This is a genomic window from Burkholderia sp. Ac-20345 (genome assembly GCF_017104825.1).
Lineage (GTDB): Bacteria > Pseudomonadota > Gammaproteobacteria > Burkholderiales > Burkholderiaceae > Burkholderia > Burkholderia lata_B.
In genome coordinates, this window is sequence record NZ_JAAGPO010000034.1 from 1 (window position 1) to 23,470 (window position 23,470).

The following is a 23,470-nucleotide window of genomic DNA, read 5'->3' on the forward strand; positions in this document are numbered from 1 at the left end:
TGGCGGCGCGGTGGCCGGCGTCGTGACCGAGCGCGGCACGATTCGCACGCGGCGCGTGATCTGCGCGGCCGGCGCGACCAGCTTCCGGCTGCTCGACGGCGTCGGCATCCGGCTGCCGCAGCAGGCCGTGCGCGGCACCTGCATGCGCACCAATGTGGTGCCGCCGGTGTCGGCGTCGACGGTGTGGGGCCACGGCCTCGGCATCCGGCAGCGCAAGAACGGCGCGATCAATCTTGCCGACGACATGCAGGTCGACGTCGACCTGACGCTCGGCCACCTGCGCGGCTTGAGCCTGTTCTGGCCGGAATTCTGGTCGCAGCGCGACAAATTCCGGCTGCACGTGAACGGGGCTGCGTGGCGCGAGGCGCTTGCCCGCATCAACGGCGCGGCCGGGCCGATCGAGCCGCGCGATCCGCAGCCGCAGCCGAATCGCGCGCATGCGCCGCGCGCGCTCGCGAAGCTCAAGGCGATCTTCCCCGCGCTGAAGGACGTGCAGATCGTCGAGGCCTGGGCCGGCTTGATCGACGTGCTGCCCGACGGCATTCCGGTGATCGATGCGCCGGGCACGCCGTCCGGGCTCGCGATTGCGACGGGGTTCTGCGGCCACGGTTTCGCGATGGGGCCGATCGTCGGGCGGCTGCTTGCCGAATGGATCGACACGGGCGCGCCGTCGCTCGACCTTTCGGCGTTTCGCGCGCAGCGCTTCGTCGATGGAACGATGGTGCGGCCGCGCAGCATGCTGTAACGGACGAATCGACGCGATGACGTCGGCCGGTCGCGGCCGACCCATCGTAGAATCGAGCCCGCATCCTTCAGGAGATTCCCCGTTGGCTTCGCCCTCCGCCCAGCGCCGCTCGTTGCGCTCACGCCTGCGTCGCGCCCGCAATCCGTGGCAGGCGCCGCGTGCGCGCACGCTGTTCACGCGCCCCGCGACGTCGCCGCGGCGCACGCTGCTGTTCCGTATCGGCGCGGTCGTGCTGCTGTGCACGCTCGCGTTCCTCGTGCTGTATCTCGATCGCGACGGCTTGCGCGATTCGACCAAGAGCACGCCGATGACCGTCGCCGATCTCGTGTACTTCACGATGGTCACGGTCGCGACGGTGGGCTACGGCGACATCGTGCCCGTCACCGCGCGGGCGCGGCTGATCGATGCGTTCTTCATCGTGCCGATCCGCATCGTCATCTGGTTCATTTTCCTGGGCACGGCGTATCAGTTCGTGATCCAGCGCGTCATCGAGGAATTCCGCATGAAACGCCTGCAGAAGCAATTGTCCGATCACATCGTCGTATGCGGTTATGGCCTGTCGGGGTCGATCGCGGTGCGCGAACTGCTCGAAAGCGGTGTCGATCCGGCGACGCTCATCGTGATCGATTCGCAGCAGCAGGCGATCGAGGCCGCGACGTCGCTCGGCGTGGCGGGCTTGCTCGGCGATCCCGCACACGAGGATCTGCTGCAGCAGGCACAGGTGCGCGAAGCGAAGGCCGTGATCATTTCGGTGACCGACGATCCGACCGCGATCCTGCTGACGCTGTCGGTGCGCAGCATCGCGCCCGATACGAAGATCGTCGTGCGGATCCAGGAGAACCTGTACCAGCGGCAACTGCGGCAGGCCGGCGCCGACGTGATCGTGTCGTCGACGAAGATCGGCGCGCTGCTGCTCGCAGATGCCGTGCACAGCCGCTATATCGTGCCGTTCGTGAACGACATGCTGTCGACCCGCGGCCGCGCGACGCTGCTGGAGCGCGAGGCGATGCCGCAGGAGATCGGCTGCATGACGAACGTCGTGCCGGGCGCGATCGTCGTCGGGCTCGATCGATGCGGGAAGATCTTTTCGTTCTACGAGGATCCGCCGTGCCGGATCGAGGCGGGGGATACGCTGGTCGTGATCCAGTCGGCGCGGATTCCTGATCCGGATATTTGAGCGTGTTCAGATCGATGTGCACGCGGCGAGCGCCCGCACGTCAGGAACATGCTCGATATCCATCACCAGCGCCTTGAGCTGATGCACCTTGTCGCGAGGCAACGCGATCGACGCGTTGTCTTCAAACTTGCCGATGATTTCTGCCTCGCTCGCCGGGTTGGCCTGCGCGCCGCGATTGGCCACCATCCGATGCTCGAAGGTCCGGGCATCCTTCAGCCTGATCCTGACCCACCCGGGGAATGAACCGGGATAGCCGGTATCGTCGGACTCCGTGAATTTCAGCCTTCGGGCCAGCTTCAGGATGCTGTCGTCCTTGATGGTTTCGTCGCTGAACTCCCGGAGTCCGACCTTGCCCCGGTGCAACATCACCGACACGACATAAGGCAGGCTGAACTTCGCCGTGTACGCCGTTTTCGGCTCGTAGCGATCTTCCCGCGGGTGGCAAAGAAGCTCCGCCTGCATCGGTGAAATGACGCATTCGATTTCGTCGATGTCATCCAGCGAAAACGGATTCGCTTGGCGGATCTCCTTCACGCAATCGAGAAACGCCTGCGTGTGATGGCAGCAGGGGTACAGCTTGTACGCGATGTCGTTCACTTCCCACGTGGTCCCGAGATTGGCTACGGCCTTTTTCAGGTCGTAGTTGCCCTCCGGCAGAAAGGAATTGAAGAAGCCGTATCGCCCCTCGAACACGGTGTTCGGGCCCGTGACGCCTTCCTGCGCCAGGATGCTCGCGATGATCCCGCTGTACGCCGCCCACCCGGGCTGAATCTGCTTGAGCGAAGACTTCGCATTCAGGCATTCGAGGATGCCCGACGCCTGGCTCCCCGCGATGCCCAGCGCATTGCATTGCACGCCGGCGTCCAGGCGGCTCAGCTTGCCGGCGATCAAGACCGCGCCGAAGATCCCGACCAGCGACGTGGCGTGGTAGCCCCTCATGTGGAAGATGCCGGGCGCGGCCATGCCGAGCCTCGTCGTCGTTTCGTAACCGGAGACGACGGCAGTGAGGAAATCCCTTCCGCTAGCGCCGACCGATTCCGCGACGGCGAGGCTCGCGGGCACGACCACCGAACTGATATGGATCACCGAACCTTGATGCGTATCGTCGAAGTCGGGCCCGTGGGCTGCGCTGGAATTGATCAGCGCGGCGGCGGCAGCGGAAAACTTGCCCGTGCCGCCGATGATGGACGATTCCGGGTGCGTGCCGATGCGCGCCATGGCTCGTTTGACCGCCTGGGCCGTGTCGTCTTGCGATGCGGCGAGGCAGATGCCGATCGTGTCGAGCACATGCAGCTTGGCGTTGGCCAATGCGTCGGCGGGGATGTCGGAGAAATCGAGCTGACGGGAGAACTGGATGAGTTGTTCGGAGAGAGTCATGTCAGGCATTTCGCAATCTCGCATGCAGTGAGCGGTTTTCCTGGTTTCGGGGTTCGCGGGGCGGCGTGGCGATGGGGTCAACGCGTGGGCGTCCCGCTCGTTTCGCGGCGCGGCAATGCGTCTTCGCGGATCATGGCGGCCGCTTTCTCGCCGATCATGATGCAGGGCGCGTTGGTGTTGCCGGCGTTGATCGTCGGCATGATTGCGCCGTCGGCGACGCGCAAGCGCTGTACGCCATGAACCCGGAGCCGCGCGTCGACGACAGCCATCGCATCCACACCCATCTTGCAGGTTCCGACCTGATGCCAGCCGCAATTGCCGATGGTCTTGAGATGCTCGAGCAAGCGTTCATCGGTGGTGGCACCGGGGCCCGGCGAAATCTCTTCGACGACGCGCTCGGCCATCGGCCGGGCAGCCATGATTTCGCGCATCCGGCGCACGCCGCGCAGCGTGCGGATCGCGTCGTCCGGTGCCGCCAGATAGTTGGGCTGGAAGACAGGCGCTTCGAGCGGATCGGGAGAGGCGAGGTCGACCCAGCCGCGCGAAGCCGGATTGAGCAGCACCACGCCGGCGCTGAGGCCGGGGAAGCTGTCGACGATGACGGCGCCCTTCGGATGGAAGGTGTAGGACAGGGGCCGCAGCACCAGTTGCAGATCGGGCTGCCCGATCTCCGCGGAGCTGCGCACGAAGGCCGCGCCTTGCGACGCGGAGATCGCCAGGACGCCGGTGCGCGTCAGCAGATAGCGCGCACCTTCGACATATTTGCGCAACCCGGAAAGACGCTGGTTATACGAGCTGCCCGGCGTGACTTTCCAGATCATCGGCGCAAACCAGTGGTCCTGGAGGTTTTGTCCCACGCCCGGCAGGTCCACGCGCGTGTCGATGCCCCTGGCCTGCAGTTTCGCGCCGTCGCCGATGCCCGACAGCATCAGCAGGTGAGGCGAATTGAGCGAGCCTGCCGAGATCACGATTTCCCGCGCAGCCTCGATGATGCGCCGCTCGCCGTTCTGCAGGATCTCGATGCCGGTCGCCACGCTGCCTTGCATCACCACGCGCAGGACGCGCGCATTGCCGAGGACCGTCAGGTTGCGGCGCTGCAGGTGAGGCTCGATGAAGGCGTTGAAGGATGTCTCGCGGCGTCCGTCGCGGATCGTATGCTGCTGAAAGTCGACGCCCTCGTAAGGCGGCGCGTTGAGATCCTCGATATGCGGAATGCCGATACTGTCGGCGGCGCGAATGAAATCCTCGATCGCGGGGCTGCGGGTAACGGGATCGGAAACCCGCAGCGGGCCGTCTGCGCCGTGATATGCGCTGGCGCCCCGGGCATTGGACTCGGAACGCTTGAAGTAGGGCAGCACGTCTTCCCACCCCCAGCCGTCGTTGCCGAGGCTTTTCCAGCGTTCGTAATCCAGCGGATTGCCGCGGATATAGACCATGCCGTTGACGGCGCTGGTGCCGCCCATCGTGCGCCCGCGCGGCCAGTAGATCTTGCGGTCGTGAATCTGCGGGCCGGCTTCGGTGAAATACGACCAGTTGTAGCGCTTTTCCAGGAACAGCCGCCCCATGCCCGCCGGCGAGCGAATCCAGAAATTGTCGGCCGGCCCGCCTGCCTCGATCAGCAACACCCGGTTCTGCGGATCTTCCGACAGGCGGCTGGCAACAGGGCAGCCCGCCGAGCCGGCACCCACGACGATGTAGTCATAAATTTCCATGCGCGTTTTCCTTGTGCCCGGGAAGGGCTTCATCTAGCCGGGGCGGCTTCAGGTCGACAGTTGTTCTGCATGACTGACCGGTAAGCCGATCGATTTGATTTCGACATAGCCATCGAAGCCTTCGATGCCGGCCTCGCGGCCGATCCCGGACTTCTTCCTGCCGCCGAGCGGCGAGTGATAGCCCGCGCTGGCACCGTTGATATCGATCGCACCGGTCCGGATGCGTCTGGCGACATTCACCGCCCGTTCGGTGTCGGCGGAGAACACGGCACCGTGCAGTCCATAGGCCGAGTTGTTGGCGATGGCCACGGCTTCGTCGTCGGTGTCGAAGGACAGGATCGAGATCACGGGGCCGAAGATTTCTTCCTGCGCGATCACCGCATCCTGGTCGACGTCGGCGAAGATCGTGGGCTCCACGAACCAGCCGCGCGTGAGCCCCTTCGGCCGGCCGCCGCCGAGCACGAGCCGGGCTTCCTGTTTGCCTTTCGCGATATAGCCTTCGACCCGGTCGCGTTGACGGGCACTGACGAGCGGCCCGATCTGGGTCTGCGGATCGAACGGATCGCCGACCGGCATCGAGCGAACCATCTCGACGAACGCGTCGATCAGTTCGTCCTTGCGGTGTTTCGAGACGAGCAGCCGCGTCTTGTTGCTGCACACCTGGCCGGAATTGCGCAGCGAGCCCATCCGCAGCGACTCCACCGCCTTTCCGATATCGGCATCGTCGAGCACGACGGCGGGCGATTTGCCGCCCAGTTCCAGCGTGACGCGCTTGATCTCGTTTCCGCACAACGCCCCGAGGCGCTGGCCGGCGGCGCTGGAACCCGTGAACGACACCTTGTCCACCTCCGGATGCATGCAGAGGTACTCGCTGACCTCGCGGTCGGCAGGGAGCAGGTTCAGCACGCCCTTCGGCAAACCGGCCTTCTGCGCGAGTTCGGCCAGCAGATAGGCATCGAGCGGCGTTTCGGGCGCGGGCTTGAGGATGACGGTGTTCCCGGCCAGCAGCGCCGGGGCGAGCTTCATGACCGCGATCTGCAGCGGTGCGTTCCATGGCACGACAGCGGCGACGACGCCGAGGGGTTCGCGTAACACGAGGCCATTGCCCGTCGCCGTGGTGCGCACCTGCGAAAACGGATAGTGCGGCGCCACCTCGAGGAACATGCCCAGCATGCTGACGGGCCCGCCCGCCTGCATCCATCGCGAGATCGAGATCGGGCAGCCCATCTCCTCGGTGACGAGGTGCGCGATCAGGCTTTCATGCTCGATCAGCAACTCGCGCAACCGGGCCATCACGTCCATTCGCTCGTGCAGCGACATGCGTGGCCACGGGCCGTGGTCGAATGCACGACGCGCAGCGGCGACGGCGGCATCCGCGTCCACTATCGACGCGGAGATGACGCTGGCCATCTTCTCCTCGGTCAGCGGTGAAACGAGATCGACGAAGTGCGTGGAGTCCGGGTTGACCCACGCTCCATCGATGTACAGCCGGTCGTGTCGGCCTTCCCAGATCATGATTGTTCTCCTCCCGTCGCGCTCAGCCCTTGATGTACTGGTCGAAGTTGTCGCCGAAGCTCGCGCCCGCGCCGAGCGGTTCGGCGCGGACGACCGCGGCCAGCAGCGTGGCCGGCTCGCCGCCGGTTTCGCGCCAGCTGTGCTTGACCCCGCGATCGACGATCAGGTCGCCTGCCTTGAGTTCCACGCTACCCGTTTCGAGTTCGAGGAGCACCTTGCCGCTCAGGATAACGACATAATCGATCGTGTCGGTCGTATGCCAGGCCGACGGCGCATCGGATGCGGACGGAGAAAACAGCAGGAAGAAGGTCGAGCTGGAAAAGGTGTCCGTCCCGAACGGCGCCGCCGCCTCGTCGTTGCCGGCGTTGCTGACCGGATAGCCGTCCGTTTTCCAGATCACGGCCGGAACGCCCTGGCACGCGGGAATCCGGTTCAACGTGTTGTCGGATACCACGCAGGACTTGCCTTCGTTGTCGAGGCCCGTGACGATGCGGCGATGGGTGAATGCCATTGTTTTCTCCTGATACGCAGCGAAAATTTCCGATCGGCGATCGATCGGTTCTGGAAATCCGGAACGGATGGGAGAAGGCTATCGGGTGAGGCAGCGCATGTCTGCTACCTGCCGAGGGGGCGCAAATACCCTAGGTCGTCGTTCGTATTGCCTCTGCGTGACCGGTTTCGTTGAGCCGAATACGCGGCAACTTGCCTGCCGGGTGTCCCGGGAAAGACGCGACTACAGCGAAACGGAGAGCGACGTGATGTCTATGTCGGCACGCTGGAATGCTATTCTTTTCGGAAAGACATGACTCGAACGAATCATGGAGACAGACGTGGGTACCAAGGTAGAAAGGTCCGCTTCTTCAGCGATGGCGAAGGACTTGCGATGGAGTACCGGCTTCCAGTGGAACAGCCTGCTGGCTTCTTTCGGGCGTCCGACATTCGAAGTCGAGGTGACGCGGCTGCTGGTCGAGGCGCTTGGTGTCGACCAGGTGCATATCTTTCGCGGCACGGTCGACGAACCGCAGATCGTTGCATCCATTTGCGCGAGCGGAACCGGAAGAGCCGAGCAGCAGAGCGAACGCTATATCGATCAGAAAGTGTGGCGCTTCGATTCCGAGTTTTCCCGCTACGACCATGACATCGAGCACGGCCCGGCCGTCTTTCGCTTCGATACCGGACGTACCAAGAGCCAGGAAATGCGGGATTTTTACGAGTTCGTCGACGTGGGCGAGCGGGTCATCGCCATTGGCGACAGTCCGTCCGGGCGGCTCTATCTGGCCGGCATCCGGTCACGGGTACGCGGACGCTTTACGGCGGACGAGGAGCATCGATTGCGCCTGCTCGGCGAGGTGGCCTTTCCGATGGTGGCGCGGCATTACGCGTTGCAACTGGAAAAACAGGCGATGTCCAGGGCGCTGACGTCACTGCCCGTCATCGAAAGGTGTCTGTCGCTGTGCCGCGAGAATTTTCCGAAGCGCGAAGGCCAGGTGGCCGCGCGCATGCTCTACGGCCTGTCGACGGAAGGCATCGCACTGGACCTGGGAATCAGTGCGGATACGGTCGTCTGCTATCGGCGCCGCTTCTATCAGCGTTTCGGGATCGGTGGTTTTCGCGACCTGGTGATCTGGTACATGGATCTGTATGGCACGGTGGGGCATTACCTGGAGCCGAACTAGTCGTCCTGCTCTTTCACGGCGCGTCATATGGCCGTGCCTCCGAACGGCGAATCGATCGGCGCGGGAACGCCGAACGGATTCGCCACGGCGCAGGTATCGGTCAGGGCTTGCGGTAGTACTTCGGATAGTACCTGGCGACGACCGGCGTCGATTCCGCCCACGTCCGGCAACGGTTGATGAAGAACGGCAGCGTGTCGTTGCCGAACGTCGTGTCGACCTGGTCGGGCATGAACTGCGACTGATACGAGAAGATCGTCTGGTAGGCGGTCGTCGCCATCGACAGGATCAGGTCTCTCAGGTGCGTGCAACTCCGCACGCCGCCGAGGGTGTCGTCAACTGCACGCCTGAAACCGCGCGTCAGCGATTTTCCGACGAGCAACTGCGTGGGATCGTTCGCGCCCGGGCAATACGAGAATGGCGTCGCGGGCATCGACGTGGCCACTTCGTGAATCTTCAGTTCGTTGTCGACGGTCAGTCTTGCGCACATGTTGTGGTACGGCGTGCCGGAGGGCAGCGTGCCGCGTTCACGATCCACACTGTCGTAGCCCTTTTCGTCGACGATTTCTCCTTCGATGTCCCACAGGCCGTCGTCGCGTAGAAAACCCCGGGTAATGACGCGCCGCTCGTGCAACATCTGTCGTGGTTGGGGAGGAGGCAGCTTCATTTCGTCATTTCCTTCGGAGCAGGGCGGGTGTGCGTTGCGTTGAGCGGGCATCGATGGTTTGGCGAACGGCGATCGCGGTGCATGTGCGACCGCGACGTGGCGGGGGGCGAAGCTACGTTGATGGATAGATATCGCGACCGGTGCGGAGCTTCGTGCCGCGGGAGCGATTTTAACCTACCTTCCGTTAGGCTGGAGCGCAATGGAGCGGCGAACGGAAAGGGCGTGCCGGCCAGCGGCTATTGTCGCTTTGCCTTCATGGAAGCCTTCTTGTGCGCGTGACTCCGGCGATTCGGCGCGGAAAGGGCGGCCGGCATGCTTACCAGCAGCGGGCGGCCGCCAGCGACATCAGAGCGTCGTATAACCGCCGTCGACTACCAGTTCCGAGCCCGTCACGTAGGACGACTCGTCGCTTGCGAGAAAGAGCACGACGTTCGCGACTTCCTCGGGCTTGCCCGGGCGCGACAGCGGGATCTTGGAAAGGACGGCCTTCACGATCTCGGGATCCTCGAACAAATACGCGCTCTGCGGGGTATGGATCAGGCCCGGATGCACGGAATTCACACGAATGCCGAACGTTGCCAGATCCACCGCGGCACCTTTCGACAGGAGACGGTTCGCCCCTTTCGATGCACCGTAGCCGGGATGCAGGTTGGGGAAACAGATCATCCCGGCGATCGACGACATGTTCACGATCGATCCACCGCCCGCCTTCTTCATGTGAGGCAGGACCGCCTTGATGCCCAGGAACTGGCCGTTGAGGTTCAGCGCGATCAGCTGGCTCAGCCCGTCGAGGGTGGCCTGGTCCCAGGTTTCCGGCGTGCCGGGCAATCCCGCGTTGTTCACGAGAACGTTCACTTGCCCCCATTGCGCCAGCGCCTTGTCGACGGCGGCCTGCCAATCGTCTTCCCGGGTGACGTCCAGCCGGGCGTGATCCGCGGTCAAGCCTTGTTCCCGGATTTCGGCCGCAACCTGCGCGGCGCCATCGTCGCGGATATCCGTGACCAGGACATTCGCACCTTCCTGCGCGAGACGTCGTGCGCTGGCGGCGCCCATGCCGCTGGCAGCGCCGGTGATGATCACGGTTTTTCCGAGCATTCGATTCATTCAAGTCTCCTGGAAATGTTGTTCTTGAATCCGTTTTTCATGCAGGACTGCTTATCGAGAAAACAGGGCGACTCGAGGCAGCTGCCGCAGGTAACGTCCGGTGTGCGCCGTGACCCGGTGAGCCGCGCGATGTCAGTCGTGCAGTCGACTGGATGGTGGCCGCTCAGGTAGCGAACACGGATATCGCGTTACGTCCGGGGCAATCGAGTGCTTGTGCAGCGTATCCGCATCGAGTTGCCCCGTAAATTCGCATTTTTAGAATTGTCGCTTCGACGAGCCCGAATCGCAGCGTGTCGCAGTCGATTTGTTCCGCGCGATGGAATCGGGTTGCCGAATCGCCATCGCTCGGTGGTGGTTGATGTCGGCTCGGAGCGCAGAAGCGGATGACGAGTCGCCGCACGTCATCGGGCAGCTGCGTTACGTATCGGACGACCGGGACGACTGCGCGCCGGCTACGTCGCGACGTTCTTCGGACGGAGTGGACTGGCGCCGGTACTGCAGCGGCGAACAGGACATCGTCCTCTTGAACGCCGTGCTGAACGCGCTTTCGGATTCGTAGCCGAGCGAGAAGGCGATCGACGAGACGCTCTGGTCGCCGTCGCGCAGGAGATTCGCGGCCGTCAGCATGCGCCAGCGTGTCACATAGCCGATGGCCGTCCCGCCTTCCAGCTCCTTGAACCGTTGCGCGAAGCCCGAACGCGACATCCCGGCGATCTTCGCCAGTTCCGCGAGCGTCCACGGATGGGCCGGATCGGCATGGATCGCACGAATGGCCGCACCGATCTGCCGGTCGGACAGCGCCAGGAACCAGCCGGGAGACAGGTTGGTCGAGGTTTCCAGGTGAAGCCGCAGTACCTGCACCAGCATGCAGTGGACGAGGTGCGTGGCCATCAGCGCCGAACCCGGTCGTTCCTGGCGGACTTCCTCGGCAAGCTGCTCCAGCGACCAGCGCAGCACTTCCGCATGACCCGTCGCGCTCGGGACATTGACGATCGCCGGCAGCGTGTCGAACAACGGCGCGGCGTGGCTCGCGGAAACGTCGAAGCGCCCGCTGATCAGCAGCACTTCGCCGCCGCCGTTCCAGACCGCCACGCCATCGCGGGCCGCGGCGTCCATGACCGGCTGGCTGTCGGCAGGCGGCAGTGCGGGATCGGACGAGAGCACGAAACGACGGCCGCTGTTCAACAGGAAGCAGTCGCCCGGGTTGAAGCGTACGGGTTCGGCAAGGTCGTCGACGATGCCCCAGCAGCTGCCGCGTACCACGGCGGTGAACTTGATGCCCGGATTGGCCGGAAACGAAAAGGACCAGTCTCCCGCCGCATCGAGCGACGCGTAGAACTGGCTGCGCGGCTTCAGGAGCGTGAGTACGTCTGAAAGGGGATCCATCGCGGCTTCCTGGACGATCTACAAAGAATGAAAGACTTTATCGTATGGAGTGTCCAAGGTTCAACCGCTAATCTTGGGGCATCGAAGGAGGCGGCGTGCCGATCTCCTTCTGTCCCTGGAGCGCCGGGCTTGGGGCCCGGATTGTCATGCGGCAGTCGTTGCACGCTCCTTCAGCCCGATGGTGGGCGGACACGGCAAGGAGCAGGTTCATGAGCAAGGTGTGGTTCATTACCGGCGCGTCGTCTGGATTCGGGCGGGCGCTGGCGGAAGCGGTGCTGGCCGCCGGCGACAGCGCCGTGCTGGCGGCGCGCAGGGGCGATGCGCTCGACGCGATCGTCGGCCGGCATGGCGATCGTGCGCTGGCGGTATCGATGGACGTGACGAACGCCGACGCGCGGCAGCGGGCCGTCCGTGCGGCGCTGGAGCGCTTCGGGCGCGTCGACGTGCTCGCGAACATCGCGGGCAGGGGATCGTGCGGTGCGGCGGAAGAGTTTTCGGGCGAGCAGCTTCGCGAACAACTGGAGCTCAACTTCATCGCGCCGGTCGAGCTGACGCGGGAAGTGTTGCCCCATATGCGCGCACGGGGCGCCGGGCACATCCTCAACCTGACCAGCATCGCGGGTCTCGCGCCCATTCCGGCCTGCGCACTCTATTGCGCGGCGAAATTCGCGCTCGAAGGATGGAGCGAGACACTGCATCAGGAGGTCGGGCCGCTGGGCATCCGGGTGACGATCGTCGAGCCGGGTGGTTTCCGTACGGAATTCAATGGCGCGGCGATCATGCGGCCGGACCAGACCATCGACGCATACCGGCCGACGGTCGAGCCGATTCTGCAGTTCATCGAGAGCGAGAGCGGCCGGCAGCCGGGAGACCCGGACAAGGCCGCGCGCCTGATGATCGAAGCGGTCGACAGCGATACGCCGCCGCTGAGATTGATGCTCGGCGCCGACGCGTATCAGCTCTGGGAAAAGACGGCCGCCGCGCGCGATACCGATATTTCCGCGTGGCGAGAGAAGGGCGAGGCCACGGCCTACGACGACGCGCAATTGACGCCGATCGGCGGCGCTTGAGCGCATACGTTCACGTTCATTGAATCAGGATTGCAAAGGAATCGATATGAGCAAGAAGCCAAAAGTCTGGCTGGTCACGGGTGCATCGTCTGGCTTCGGCAAGGCACTGGCCGAGGCCGTCATCGCCAACGGCGACAGCATTGCCGTCACCGCCCGTCGTCTGGATCGACTGCAAGCCATCGCGCAGGGGCATGAAGATCGCGTGCTGCCGCTGGCCGTGGACGTGACGGACGCCGCAGCACGAGACAAGGCCGTGGCCGACACGCTGGCGCGCTTCGGTCGCATCGACGTGCTGGCCAACGTCGCCGGTCGAGGGGTGGCCGGTGCCTGCGAGGAGTTCAGCCTCGATCAGTTGCGCGAGCAGATGGAGCTGAATTTCTTCGCCGCTGCCGAGATGACCCGCGCGGTGCTGCCGCAGATGCGCGCGCAGGGCTCCGGTCACGTGCTCACCGTGAGCAGCATTGCGGGGCTGGTGTCGATGAACGCCGCGGGCCCGTACTGCGCAGCGAAATTCGCGATCGAGGGCTGGACCGAAGCGCTGGCGATCGAGGCCAGGCCGCTCGGCATTCACGTCACGCTGGTCGAACCCGGCGCGTTCCGCACCGAGTTCGTGGGCGGCGTCAACATGCGGCCCGTGCAGCGTATCGATGCTTACCGGCCCATGGTCGAGCCGTTCGAAGCTTATCTCGAGCACTCCGCCGGCAAGCAGATGGGCGATCCCGCCAAGGCCGCGCGGCGCATGCTGGAAGTCGTCGCAAGCGACGCACCGCCCGTGCGCCTGATGCTGGGCCGGGATGCGTTCTCGATCTGGGATGCGACCATCGCCAAGCGGATTCAGGATATCGACAGCTGGCGGGCAAGTGGCGAAGACACCGCATTCGACGGTGCCGAACTGGAGGAAATCCGGCTGTAACGCGCTCGCAGTGCGAAGGAAGAGGGGCCGGTCGATGTGGTCGACCGGCCCCTCTTCAGTCAGGATGACCGGCAGGAATTCCGCCGGTCAAACCGACGCAGGCGTAGCGGATTGCAAGTGACGGACATCCGGCAAAGAGCGCTGCATGTCGACGCAGCGCACGCGTTGCATGACCTGCGGCACTTGCGCCAGCGTTGCGCGATAGCGAAGGGGATTGCGCGTCTGAATGCGTACGCCGGGCTCGAATCGGTACGTCGTCGATATGTCGATCGCGACATACGGCAGCGCCTTGACGACGGGAGGCAGCGCACCGGCTTTTCACGGCGCGGATGAAAACGCGGTGTAGCCATCGAGGATCGCTTCGACGTCGTGCGCCGGATCGCACAACCCGCCGGGACGCTGCCCCGAGGCGATCGTCACGTCGAGTCGACCCTGCCGGCACCCGCATTCGCGAATCGGCCGGGCAGGGTTCAACGCTCTCAGAGTGCCTGGGCGGTGTTCTTCACGGCGCCCGGAATAGCCGTGTCCTCGCCACGTGCGCGCCATGCGCCGAGATCGCGGTTGCGCGACGCGACGGCGCCGTCCCACAGCTGGTAGGCGTCCTCGCCCAGCATCAGGCGAACCGGCGCGGTGTCGCCAGCCACCATGTCGACGACCACCTGCATGCCCTTGACCGGGTCGCCCATCTGCTGGCCGTTCTGCGTGGTGTAGTACTCGTCCATCCCGGCATCCAGTGGCGCGTAGGCGGCGATCCGGCGTTCGGCCTTCATCGCCGCGCTGCCCGCGAAGCCGGTGCGGAACGCGCCCGGCTCGACCAGCGTCACGCGGATGCCGAACGGCTTGACTTCGTGGTGCAGCGCCTCGGTGAAACCTTCCAGCGCAAACTTGGACGCGTTGTACAGGCCGCTACCGGGAAAGGCCACCAGCCCGACCATCGCCGGCTTGCAGGGCAAGGCGATGCTGGCACTGGGTGGAGCAGCCGGGAATTTCCAGGCCGGCCGTCAGTATTCGGCGAGCCTGAAATACACGGTCGGGAATCTCCTGATCAGTGCGGGAGTCAATTCCGGCAACAGTGGCGGTACCGTGTCGACGCCGATCCCGACAACGGTCGCATTCTGGGGGCGTGCGATCGGTGCAACCTACAATTTCGGCATCGTCACGGCGAAGGCGCAGTTCGTCAACTACAAGGTGGCGCAATCGTACGATTCCAACGTCTACAGTGCGGGGCTCGACAGTTATGTCACACCGCAGCTGAATCTCAACGGCGGCATCTATTTCACCAGTGACCGGAACCACACGGCGAATCATTCCATCATGGGCGCCGCCGGGGCCACCTACAACCTGTCGAAAAGCACCGCGCTCTACGCGCAAGTCGCTGTCGTGAACAACCACGGCACGATGAATACCGGCATTTCGGCCGACGGGGCGCTGTATGGGGTCCAGGGGACGACCGTGGGTGCGGATATCGGTATCCGGCATTTCTTCTGAACGGTGGGGGTGGCGTGGCGGGGATGTCCGGGTGAGCGATCGCGGCGCGTTCGAGCGATCATCGCCTTGGGCGCTCAACATGCGCTTGGTATACTTCGACATCTTCCCGCCCTCGACGCTATTCCAGCATGCCCAGCTCCGACACTTCGGCCAAGCGCCAGCCCACTGCCAAACGTACCAGGGGGCGTCCGTCCGGCACTGCGCATGTGGGTTTCGATTCGCTGCTGCGATGTGCGCGGCAGCGGTTCGCCAAGCAGGGCTACGCTGCCACCAGCGTGCGGGAGATTGCGGGTCTCGCGGGCGTCGATCCTGCATTGATGGCACATCATTTCGGATCGAAAGAAGGGCTGTGGACCGCGGTCGTCGACCAGTTGGCCGCGCAGCTGGCGCAGTTGATCGAGACCACGAACCAGTTGCGCAACAGCCGGATGTCGCCGATCGAACGGATCAGGCAGGCATTGACACTCCTTACCGACAGCGTGTTCGAAAATCCGGATATCGGCATGTTTCTTTCGACTGCCACGACGGAGCACGGCGAGCGCTTGAACGTACTCGTGGAAAGATTGATCAGCCCCTATCGCGACGCACTCATTCCGCTTCTCGAGGACGCAATCGAAGCCGGCAAGATGAAGCCTCACGATCCCGAGTTGTTGCACGCGATGATCGTGAATTCGATCAGCAATACGATCTCTTACGGGCACGTGCTCGAGAAGTTTTCGACGCTGCCGGAGCAACCGGAAAAATTCAAGCAAGGTGTGCTGGATATCGCAATGGGGCTGCTGCGATAGCCTGGCGCGTCCGGATGCCGGGCGGGCAGTGGCTGTCACGCGACAACCGTGGTGGCCTGGTATTGAGCCGGTGCGGGGCAGTGCGGTGCGGTTGCCGATTCGTCGAACGTCGCCAGCAGGTGGTCGATGAAGGTTCGTACCTTGGCGGGCAAGTGGCGACGGCTGGGGTAGACGATACCGAACGTCGGCGCGGTCGCCCAGTGATCCGGAAGGACGCGCTTCAGCGTGCCTTGCTCGAGTTCCCGCTGAACCAGTGCGGGCTGAATCAACGCGATTCCTGCGCCCGACAGGACCAACTGCATCAGGAAATCGATATTGTTGGCCACGAAGGCCGGGTTGCAGGTGACCGTCACGGTGCCGTCGGCACTGTCCAGTTGAAGCTCGGATTTTCCGCGGTGGGGGCCCGAGATCGCGAGGTACGCGTGCTCGGCCAGTTCCTCCGGGCGCGTCGGGTCACCGCGCCGCTGAAGATAGCCGGGTGATGCAACGGCGATGAGCGGCGCGCTGAAGACTGCGCGTGCGACGAGGCTCGTGCATGACAACGACGACAGGTCGACGATGCCGGCATCGTATCCGTCTGCGACGAGATCGACAGGGCGATCGACCAGCACGGGAACCGGAAGTACCTCCGGATACGAATCGCAATAGTCACGCAGGCACGACGACAGGTGCCGCAGCGACAGGCCGACGGAGACCGCTACGCGCAGGGTTCCGGACGGCGTTTGCGTCGGCACCGCTACCGCGTGCTCGACTTCGTCGAGCTTCGCGAGAATGCCGCTGACACGCGTGTAGTACGTCTTCCCGAAATCCGTAAGCGACACACTCCGCGTTCTGCGGACGAGCAGGCGCCTTTCCAGTTGTTCCTCGAGCCAGTTGACACGACGGCTGATCATCATTTGAGAGATGCCGAGGCGGGTGGCTGCACGGATAAAGCTCCCGTCGTTCACGACCTGTACGAACGACCGCATCGATTGAAGTTTGTCCATTTCGCTTTCCGGGTTCAGGCGTCGTTTCCGTCCCGGGCATGTCGCACCTTTCAATCGATGGGCGCGGCTTGTGCATGGGAACGGTCGTCGGCATCGTCTGCAACAATATTCAACATGTGTTGAATAAAATGATATCGCAAAAATGATCCTGCGTGAAGCGTGCCCTCGACCGCTTCACATCGTCATGCCATCCACTGCGTGTTATCGCGTCGATCGAGCCGGCGTCATGGGCGGGCGGTAATCCTGTCGACACGCGTGCCGGATTCGATGCCGACTGTTCATCCGGGCGGTTCAATCGCTGAAATTCCCCATCTGCACGAGCATCTGGTGTTTCGTTGCCCCGATCTGAGTGGCACTTCTAGCTGCTGCCTGTTCGTCCTCGTGAGAGCCGCCTGGCGCCTGGCCTGACGTCGCCACGAGCGTACCGTCAATCGCATGGCGTGACGATCGAACGGTTGACAGCGTCACGACGGATGCCCTACCATCGCATTAAATCAACAAGTGATGAATAAAATTCGACCATGAGGATTCCGGCCATCGGGGACGGATAGCGCGCAGCGCGCTGTGTTTCCGCCCCGGCACGACAGGCGCCCGTCAGCCCGGGTTGCGTGCCCACCACGTCGGGTGGACGCCCCGTCGCATCGCACGCGTCATTTGCACGGGTGAATCGTTGCGGCGGGTGGTGCGTGAGCGGGCGGGATGTCCGGGACCGCTCACGTCCTTTCTTATAGATCAGTACACCTACTGAATGGGTGGGATTCATGCTGTGCGCAGAAATCGTCGAATCCGGTGCGGCTTGCCGATTCGAGGTTGCGCGCGGCAGATCGTATGCATGTCGCGATGGCGGATGCGCCGGGCAGGGGCCCATATCGATAGACGAACCGGACTTGTCGTTCAGCCCGGAGCACGGAGGGGCTTCCCCCGTGGCGGCCGGATTCGCAACGTTGAGAGTGAGAAACATGAAACGAACAGTGAGGGATGTTGTATGTACCGGATGATCATTCCCAAGAGAAGTGCCTTGCTTGCGACGTGTGTCGTGGTCGGGTCGATGGCCGTCGCCGGATGCCAGAAGAAGGAAGCCGCGGTGGCGGCCGTCCCCGAGGTCGGCGTGGTCACGCTGCAGCCGCAGGAGATCACGCTCAAGTCGTTGTTGCCGGGTCGCGCGAATTCGTGGCGTGTCGCCGAAGTGCGCCCGCAGGTCAACGGCGTGATCAAGCGGCGGCTCTTCGTCGAAGGCGAAGATGTCAAGCAGGGGCAGCAGCTTTACCAGATCGACGATGCGCCGTACAAGGCCGCGTACGAGAAGGCGCGTGCCGCGCTGGTATCGGCGCAGCATCTCGCCGAGCGCAATGAAAAGCTGCTTGCCGACAACGCGGTGAGCCGTCAGCAATACGACGACTCGGTGTCCTCGTACCGCCAGGCGCAGGCCGATCTCGATACCGCGAAGGTCAACCTCGACTACACGAAGGTCTACGCACCGATCGCCGGGCGCATCGGCCGCTCGCTCGTGACCGAAGGCGCGCTGGTCACGAACGGCCAGGCTCAGTCGATGGCCGTCATCACGCAGCTCGATCCCATCTATGTTGACGTGACGCAGTCGTCGTCCGACATGCTGCGGCTGCGCAAGGAACTCGCCGACGGCCAGTTGCAGACCGTCAGCGCAGGGGCCGCCAGTGTCGGGCTGTTGCTCGAGGACGGCACGTCGTATGCGCATGGCGGCACGCTGAAGTTCTCCGAAGTCAGCGTCGACGAAGGCACGGGCTCGGTGACGTTGCGTGCCCAGTTCCCGAATCCGGATCACCAGATCCTGCCGGGCATGTTCGTGCGCACGAAGCTCGACGAGGGCATCAAGCGGGACGCGATCCTGGTGCCGCAGCAGGGCATCACGCGCGATACGACGGGCACGCCGGTGGCCTGGGTCGTCGGTGCCGACGGCAAGGTGCAACTGAAGCAGCTCGCGGTGGACCGGACGGTCGGCAATACGTGGCTCGTTCGCTCCGGGCTGAATGCGGGCGAACGCGTGGTGACCGAAGGCGTGCAGAAACTGCAGCCCGGCATGAAGGTCGTCGCGGCGCCCGCGACGAACGTCCATGTCGACCTGGGTGACGCGCGCATCACCGCGCCGTCCACGGCAAACGGCAGCTAGTCGGAGCGCGCATGTCACAGTTCTTCATCAGGCGGCCCATCTTTGCGTGGGTGATCGCCATCGTCATCATGCTGGCCGGTTATCTGGCGATCCGGTCGTTACCGATCAACCAGTATCCGAACATCGCGGCGCCCGCGGTGTCGATCACGGTCAGTTACCCGGGCGCGTCCGCGCAGACGGTTCAGGACACGGTCGTCCAGCCGATCGAGCAGCAGCTCAACGGCCTCGACGGGCTGCGTTACATGTCGTCGGAAAGCAATGCCGACGGCAGTATGACGATCGTCGCGACGTTCGACCAGGGCACCAACCCCGATATCGCACAGGTCCAGGTGCAGAACAAGCTGTCGCTCGCGACGCCGCTTCTGCCTCAGGAAGTGCAGCAGCAGGGGATTCGCGTCGTCAAGTACCAGATCAACTTCATGATGGTCGCGGCGCTCGTTTCCGAAGACGGGAAAATGTCGAGCGGCGACCTCGGCAACTATCTGGCGTCGAACCTCCAGGATCCGATCCTGCGAACGAAAGGGGTGGGCGACTACCTGCTGATGGGTTCGCAGTACGGGATGCGGGTCTGGCTCGACCCGGCGAAGCTCGACAGCTATTCGCTCACGCCGCTCGATGTCACGAACGCGATCCGGTCGCAGAACGTCCAGGTGTCGTCGGGCCAGCTCGGCGGTTTGCCGACGCGGCGCGGCGTGGAACTGAGCGCGACCGTGATCGGGAAGGTGCGCCTGCGTACCGCCGACGAGTTCAAGCAGATCCTGCTCAAGGTGAATGCCGACGGCTCGCAGGTCAAGCTCGGCGACGTCGCGACCGTGAGCCTCGGGCCGGAGAACTACTCGATCTCGAGCATGTACAACGGCAAGCCGTCGGCCGGTATCGCACTGCGTCTGGCGACCGGCGCGAACCTGCTCGAGACGGTGGAATCCGTCAAGAAGCTGCTCAAGGAACAGGAAGCGCTGCTGCCGCCGGGCGTGAAGATCGTCATTCCGTACGACACGTCGCCGGTCGTTCACGCGTCGATTCACGAAGTGGTCAAGACGCTGATCGAAGGCATCATCCTCGTGTTCCTGGTGATGTACCTGTTCCTGCAGAACATCCGCGCGACGCTGATTCCGACGCTGGCGGTTCCGGTCGTGCTGCTGGGCACGTTCGGCGTGCTCGCCGCGTTCGGCTTCACGATCAACACGCTCACCATGTTCGGCATGGTGCTGGCGATCGGCCTGCTGGTCGACGATGCGATCGTCGTGGTGGAGAACGTCGAGCGGGTGATGACCGAGGAAGGGCTGAGCGCGCGGGAAGCGACCAGCAAGTCGATGGGACAGATCCAGGGCGCGCTGGTCGGCATCGCGATGGTGCTGTCGGCCGTGTTCCTGCCGATGGCGTTCTTCGGCGGGTCGACGGGTGTGATCTATCGCCAGTTCTCGATCACGATCGTGTCGGCGATGGCGCTGTCGGTGCTGGTTGCACTGGTGTTCACGCCGGCGTTGTGCGCGACGATGCTCAAGCCGGGCGATGCCGATCATCACGTGAAGAAGGGCTTCTTCGGGTGGTTCAACCGGACGTTCGACCGCGGTACCGACCGCTACGAAAATGCCGTCGCGTCGATCCTGCGCAGGAAGGGGCGCTACATCGTCATCTACCTGCTGATCGTGGTCGGCATGGGCTTCCTGTTCACGCGCATTCCGACGGCTTTCCTGCCGGACGAAGACCAGGGGACGCTGTTCGTCCAGATCCAGATGCCGGGCAATGCGTCGGCGGAACGGACCGAGGACGCGTTGACCAAGGTGCGCGACTACCTGCTGAAGGACGAGGCGGATGTCATCGAGTCGGTCTACACCGTGAACGGCTTCAACTTCGCGGGACGCGGGCAGAACTCGGCGCTGGCATTCGTCTCGCTCAAGCCGTGGGAGAAGCGCAAGGGTAGCGATACGAGCGTGTTCGGCCTGGCGCAGCGCGCTGGCGCGGCTTTTGCAAAGATCAAGGACGGCATCGTGATTCCGATCGTGCCGCCGGCGATCATGGAAATGGGCAACTCGCAGGGCTTCGACGTGTATCTCCAGGATCGTAACGGTCAGGGCCACGGCGCGCTGATGGCGGCACGCGACCAGTTCCTGAAGCTCGCGCATGAAAACCCGCTGCTGGCCAACGTTCGCCCGAACGGCATGAACGACGAGCCGCAGTTCCACATCGATATCGACGATGAGAAGGCGCGTGCGTTGCAGGTCAGCATCGCCGACGTCAACGATACGATGACTGCCGCCTGGGGTTCCCAGTACGTGAACGACTTCGTCGATCGCGGCCGCGTGAAGAAGGTGTACGTCCAGGGCGTGCCGGATGCGCGCGTGGGTCCGGAGGATCTCTACAAATGGTATCTGCGCAACGGCAGCGGCCAGATGGTGCCGTTCTCGGCAGTGGCCTCTGGGCACTGGGAATACGGTTCGCCGAAGCTCGAGCGATACAACGGCATTCCGGCCGTCGAACTGCAGGGCCAGCCGAAAGCCGGCCACAGCTCGGGCGAAGCGATGCAGGAGATCGAGAAGATCGCGGCGCAGTTGCCGAACGGATTCGGGCTGGCGGTCACGGGGCTGTCCTATGAGGAACAGTTGTCGGGCTCGCAGGCACCGGCGCTCTATGCGCTGTCGATCCTGATCGTGTTCCTCTGTCTTGCCGCGCTGTACGAGAGCTGGTCGGTGCCGTTCTCGGTGCTGATGGTCGTGCCGCTCGGCGTGATCGGTGCCGTGGTTGCGACGCTGGCGCGCGGCCTGACGAACGACGTGTTCTTCCAGGTGGGCCTGCTGACGACGGTCGGCCTGTCCGCGAAGAACGCGATCCTGATCGTCGAGTTCGCGAAGGAGCTGTACGAAAAAGAAGGGATGTCGTTGATGCAGGCGGCCGTTCAGGCGGCACGGCTGCGGCTGCGCCCGATCATCATGACGTCGATGGCGTTCGTGCTCGGCGTGCTGCCGCTCGCGATCTCGAACGGTGCCGGCTCGGGCAGCCAGCACTCGGTCGGTACGGGTGTGGTCGGCGGGATGATGACCGCGACGTTCCTGGCCATTTTCTACGTGCCGTTGTTCTATGTGCTGGTGACGGGCCTGTTCTCGCGCGGCAAGACAGGCAAGGCCGACAAGGCCGACGACATCGACAAGGTTGACGAGGTGACCGCATGAAGATCCTGAAACTCGCGGTATTGCCCGCAGCGTTGCTGATGGCGAGCTGCACGATGATCCCAACCTATCATCGTCCCGACCCGTCGGTCGCCGCGCAGTACGCGACGGCCGCGCAGGACGACGCCGGCAAGCCGTCGGCCGCGGACGTCGGCTGGCGCGACTTCTACACCGACCCGCACCTGCAGACGCTGATCGGCATGGCGCTGGAAAACAACCGCGACCTGCGCGTGGCCGTGCTGAACATCGAAGCGGCGCGCGCGCAGTACCGGATCCAGCGGGCGGACCTGCTGCCGACGCTGTCGGCCAGCGCGTCCGGGTCGATCCAGCGGCTGCCGTCGGACCTGTCGACGTCAGGGCAGGCCGGCGTCACGCGGTCCTACAACGTCGGGGGCGTCGCGTCGTACGAGCTGGACCTGTTCGGCAAGATCCGCAGCCTGACGGAGCAGGCGATGCAGACGTATCTGGCGACCGAGGCCACGCGCCAGGCGACCCGGATCAGCCTGATCGCCGAGGTGGCCACGGCGTGGCTGACGCTGCAGGCCGACCAGGATATCAAGGCGCTGACGGCCGACACGCTCGCCAGCCAGCGGGCGTCGCTGAAGATCGTCGATTCGGGGTACCGGAACGGCACGTCGTCGTTGCTCGACCTGCGTCAGGCGGAGACGACCGTGCGTGCCGCGGAAGCGAATCTCGCGCAATACGACCGGCAGGTGCGGACCGACATCAACGCGCTGACGCTGCTGGTAGGTGCGCCGCTCGACGACGCACTGCTGTCGCGCGAGTCGTTGGCGACGGTTCGGCTCGACGAGGATCTGCCGGCCGGGCTCCCGTCGGATCTGCTTGCGCGGCGGCCGGACATCATGGCGGCCGAGCATCAGCTGATGGCGGCCAACGCGAACATCGGCGCCGCCCGCGCCGCGTTCTTCCCGAGCATTTCGCTGACGGCGAGCGGCGGCACGGCCAGTGCGTCGTTGCGCAACCTGTTCGATCCCGGCAGCGCCGCGTGGTCGTTCGGGCCGACGATCAGCGTGCCGATCTTCGACTACGGGCGCAACAGTGCGAACCTGGAGGTATCGAAGGTCAATCGCGACATCGAAGTCGCGACGTACCAGAAGGCGGTCCAGACGGCGTTTCGCGAAGTCTCCGACGCGCTAGACGGGCGTGCGACCTGGGGGCAGCAGGAAACGGCCCAGCGCCTGCTGGTGGACGCGAGCCAGTCGGCGTACCGGTTGTCCGACGTACGCTATCGCGAGGGTGTCGACGGGTACGTGAACGTGCTCGTCAACCAGCGCTCGCTGTACGACGCGCAGCAGAATCTCGTGAAGGTCCGGCTGGCGAGGATGTCGAACACGGTCGACCTCTACCGCGCATTGGGCGGCGGCTGGCAGGACCGGACGGTGAAAGCCGACGTGTCGACCGATCGGGCCGCGCATCCGCCGGGTTGACCGGCGGCGACGTGAAGCAGGGCACCGCAACGGGCCCGGCCCGTTCGGTGATTCAGGATGCGTGCCCCGACGCCCGGGGCACGCGATCGCATGCCCTTGCCGGGCCGC

The 23,470-nt window shown here is 64.3% G+C and carries 18 protein-coding genes and 1 pseudogene; 10 read left to right on the plus strand and 9 right to left on the minus strand.

Going from position 1 to position 23,470, the window contains the following annotated elements; genetic code table 11:
* Window positions 1-745 (plus strand): FAD-binding oxidoreductase (locus tag G3O06_RS14765; protein ID WP_205816523.1); only part of this gene is annotated, 745 nt, incomplete at its 5' end.
* An 82-nt stretch (window positions 746-827) separates the two neighbouring features.
* Window positions 828-1,922, plus strand: a complete 1,095-nt coding sequence (locus G3O06_RS14770; RefSeq protein WP_205816524.1) for a potassium channel protein — start codon at window positions 828-830, stop codon at window positions 1,920-1,922.
* A 6-nt stretch (window positions 1,923-1,928) separates the two neighbouring features.
* Here the strand turns inward: G3O06_RS14770 and G3O06_RS14775 are convergent, their stop codons facing one another.
* The 4 genes from G3O06_RS14775 to G3O06_RS14790 all read right to left on the minus strand — a co-directional run bounded on the left by G3O06_RS14775 (window position 1,929) and on the right by G3O06_RS14790 (window position 7,037).
* Entirely contained in the window at window positions 1,929-3,299 is a 1,371-nt protein-coding gene (locus tag G3O06_RS14775) for an MmgE/PrpD family protein (RefSeq protein WP_205816525.1), read from the minus strand.
* 77 nt (window positions 3,300-3,376) lie between these two features.
* The gene (locus tag G3O06_RS14780; RefSeq protein ID WP_205816526.1) at window positions 3,377-5,011 is read right to left on the minus strand and encodes a GMC family oxidoreductase N-terminal domain-containing protein; all 1,635 of its coding nucleotides are present in this window, start codon (window positions 5,009-5,011) and stop codon (window positions 3,377-3,379) included.
* Between the two features lie 48 nt (window positions 5,012-5,059).
* A complete protein-coding gene (locus G3O06_RS14785) occupies window positions 5,060-6,526 on the minus strand; it encodes an aldehyde dehydrogenase (RefSeq protein ID WP_205816527.1) in 1,467 nt (488 codons plus the stop codon).
* Between the two features lie 22 nt (window positions 6,527-6,548).
* Entirely contained in the window at window positions 6,549-7,037 is a 489-nt protein-coding gene (locus G3O06_RS14790) for a cupin domain-containing protein (protein ID WP_205816528.1), read from the minus strand.
* A gap of 319 nt (window positions 7,038-7,356) precedes the next feature.
* On the opposite strand from G3O06_RS14790, the gene G3O06_RS49965 reads away from it, so the two are divergent.
* A complete protein-coding gene (locus tag G3O06_RS49965; protein ID WP_205816529.1) occupies window positions 7,357-8,202 on the plus strand; it encodes a LuxR C-terminal-related transcriptional regulator in 846 nt (281 codons plus the stop codon).
* 100 nt (window positions 8,203-8,302) lie between these two features.
* On the opposite strand, the gene G3O06_RS14800 is transcribed toward G3O06_RS49965, so the two are convergent.
* From G3O06_RS14800 to G3O06_RS14810, 3 genes are all read right to left on the minus strand, one after another.
* On the minus strand, window positions 8,303-8,866 hold the full coding sequence (locus tag G3O06_RS14800; protein WP_205816530.1) for a DUF2889 domain-containing protein: 564 nt from the start codon (window positions 8,864-8,866) through the stop codon (window positions 8,303-8,305).
* Between the two features lie 345 nt (window positions 8,867-9,211).
* A complete protein-coding gene (locus tag G3O06_RS14805; protein WP_205816531.1) occupies window positions 9,212-9,970 on the minus strand; it encodes a glucose 1-dehydrogenase in 759 nt (252 codons plus the stop codon).
* Between the two features lie 417 nt (window positions 9,971-10,387).
* Entirely contained in the window at window positions 10,388-11,356 is a 969-nt protein-coding gene (locus G3O06_RS14810) for an AraC family transcriptional regulator (protein ID WP_205816532.1), read from the minus strand.
* Window positions 11,357-11,451: 95 nt separating this feature from the next.
* Between G3O06_RS14810 and G3O06_RS14815 the strand changes: the two genes are divergently transcribed.
* A complete protein-coding gene (locus G3O06_RS14815; RefSeq protein ID WP_346779524.1) occupies window positions 11,452-12,426 on the plus strand; it encodes an oxidoreductase in 975 nt (324 codons plus the stop codon).
* A gap of 46 nt (window positions 12,427-12,472) precedes the next feature.
* Window positions 12,473-13,339 carry an oxidoreductase gene (locus G3O06_RS14820; RefSeq protein WP_205816533.1) on the plus strand — a complete coding sequence of 289 codons (867 nt, stop codon included), beginning with the start codon at window positions 12,473-12,475 and terminating at the stop codon, window positions 13,337-13,339.
* Window positions 13,340-13,818: 479 nt separating this feature from the next.
* On the opposite strand, the gene G3O06_RS14825 is transcribed toward G3O06_RS14820, so the two are convergent.
* Entirely contained in the window at window positions 13,819-14,274 is a 456-nt protein-coding gene (locus G3O06_RS14825; RefSeq protein ID WP_241019986.1) for an SDR family NAD(P)-dependent oxidoreductase, read from the minus strand.
* Between G3O06_RS14825 and G3O06_RS14830 the strand changes: the two are divergent.
* Together G3O06_RS14830 and G3O06_RS14835 are read left to right on the plus strand one after the other, a co-directional pair.
* A pseudogene (locus G3O06_RS14830) lies at window positions 14,261-14,827 on the plus strand (porin); the annotation flags it as partial. The gene G3O06_RS14825 and the pseudogene G3O06_RS14830 sit on opposite strands and share 14 nt — an antisense overlap.
* A gap of 128 nt (window positions 14,828-14,955) precedes the next feature.
* The gene (locus G3O06_RS14835) at window positions 14,956-15,615 is read left to right on the plus strand and encodes a TetR/AcrR family transcriptional regulator (RefSeq protein ID WP_174986664.1); all 660 of its coding nucleotides are present in this window, start codon (window positions 14,956-14,958) and stop codon (window positions 15,613-15,615) included.
* A gap of 35 nt (window positions 15,616-15,650) precedes the next feature.
* Here the strand turns inward: G3O06_RS14835 and G3O06_RS14840 are convergent, their stop codons facing one another.
* Window positions 15,651-16,601 carry a LysR family transcriptional regulator gene (locus G3O06_RS14840; RefSeq protein WP_205816534.1) on the minus strand — a complete coding sequence of 317 codons (951 nt, stop codon included), beginning with the start codon at window positions 16,599-16,601 and terminating at the stop codon, window positions 15,651-15,653.
* Window positions 16,602-17,619: 1,018 nt separating this feature from the next.
* Between G3O06_RS14840 and G3O06_RS14845 the strand changes: the two genes are divergently transcribed.
* Genes G3O06_RS14845 through G3O06_RS14855 form a run of 3 tightly spaced genes read left to right on the plus strand, consistent with a single transcriptional unit; the run spans window position 17,620 to window position 23,362 of the window.
* Window positions 17,620-18,747, plus strand: a complete 1,128-nt coding sequence (locus G3O06_RS14845) for an efflux RND transporter periplasmic adaptor subunit (RefSeq protein WP_277403717.1) — start codon at window positions 17,620-17,622, stop codon at window positions 18,745-18,747.
* Between the two features lie 11 nt (window positions 18,748-18,758).
* Complete coding sequence (locus G3O06_RS14850) at window positions 18,759-21,917, plus strand: efflux RND transporter permease subunit (protein ID WP_205816535.1); 3,159 nt, start codon at window positions 18,759-18,761, stop codon at window positions 21,915-21,917.
* Window positions 21,914-23,362, plus strand: a complete 1,449-nt coding sequence (locus G3O06_RS14855) for an efflux transporter outer membrane subunit (protein WP_205816536.1) — start codon at window positions 21,914-21,916, stop codon at window positions 23,360-23,362. The genes G3O06_RS14850 and G3O06_RS14855 overlap by 4 nt, the downstream gene beginning before the upstream one ends.
* Window positions 23,363-23,470: the final 108 nt, after the last annotated feature.

Excerpts from the sequence above, each read along its gene's own strand:
- G3O06_RS14775 (WP_205816525.1), bottom strand. The coding sequence starts at position 3,299 with ATGACTCTCTCCGAACAACTCATCCAGTTCTCCCGTCAGCTCGATTTC.
- G3O06_RS14780 (WP_205816526.1), bottom strand. The coding sequence starts at position 5,011 with ATGGAAATTTATGACTACATCGTCGTGGGTGCCGGCTCGGCGGGCTGC.
- G3O06_RS14785 (WP_205816527.1), bottom strand. The coding sequence starts at position 6,526 with ATGATCTGGGAAGGCCGACACGACCGGCTGTACATCGATGGAGCGTGG.
- G3O06_RS14790 (WP_205816528.1), bottom strand. The coding sequence starts at position 7,037 with ATGGCATTCACCCATCGCCGCATCGTCACGGGCCTCGACAACGAAGGC.
- G3O06_RS14800 (WP_205816530.1), bottom strand. The coding sequence starts at position 8,866 with ATGAAGCTGCCTCCTCCCCAACCACGACAGATGTTGCACGAGCGGCGC.
- G3O06_RS14805 (WP_205816531.1), bottom strand. The coding sequence starts at position 9,970 with ATGAATCGAATGCTCGGAAAAACCGTGATCATCACCGGCGCTGCCAGC.
- G3O06_RS14810 (WP_205816532.1), bottom strand. The coding sequence starts at position 11,356 with ATGGATCCCCTTTCAGACGTACTCACGCTCCTGAAGCCGCGCAGCCAG.
- G3O06_RS14820 (WP_205816533.1), top strand. The coding sequence starts at position 12,473 with ATGAGCAAGAAGCCAAAAGTCTGGCTGGTCACGGGTGCATCGTCTGGC.
- G3O06_RS14825 (WP_241019986.1), bottom strand. The coding sequence starts at position 14,274 with ATGGTCGGGCTGGTGGCCTTTCCCGGTAGCGGCCTGTACAACGCGTCC.
- G3O06_RS14835 (WP_174986664.1), top strand. The coding sequence starts at position 14,956 with ATGCCCAGCTCCGACACTTCGGCCAAGCGCCAGCCCACTGCCAAACGT.
- G3O06_RS14840 (WP_205816534.1), bottom strand. The coding sequence starts at position 16,601 with ATGGACAAACTTCAATCGATGCGGTCGTTCGTACAGGTCGTGAACGAC.
- G3O06_RS14850 (WP_205816535.1), top strand. The coding sequence starts at position 18,759 with ATGTCACAGTTCTTCATCAGGCGGCCCATCTTTGCGTGGGTGATCGCC.
- G3O06_RS14855 (WP_205816536.1), top strand. The coding sequence starts at position 21,914 with ATGAAGATCCTGAAACTCGCGGTATTGCCCGCAGCGTTGCTGATGGCG.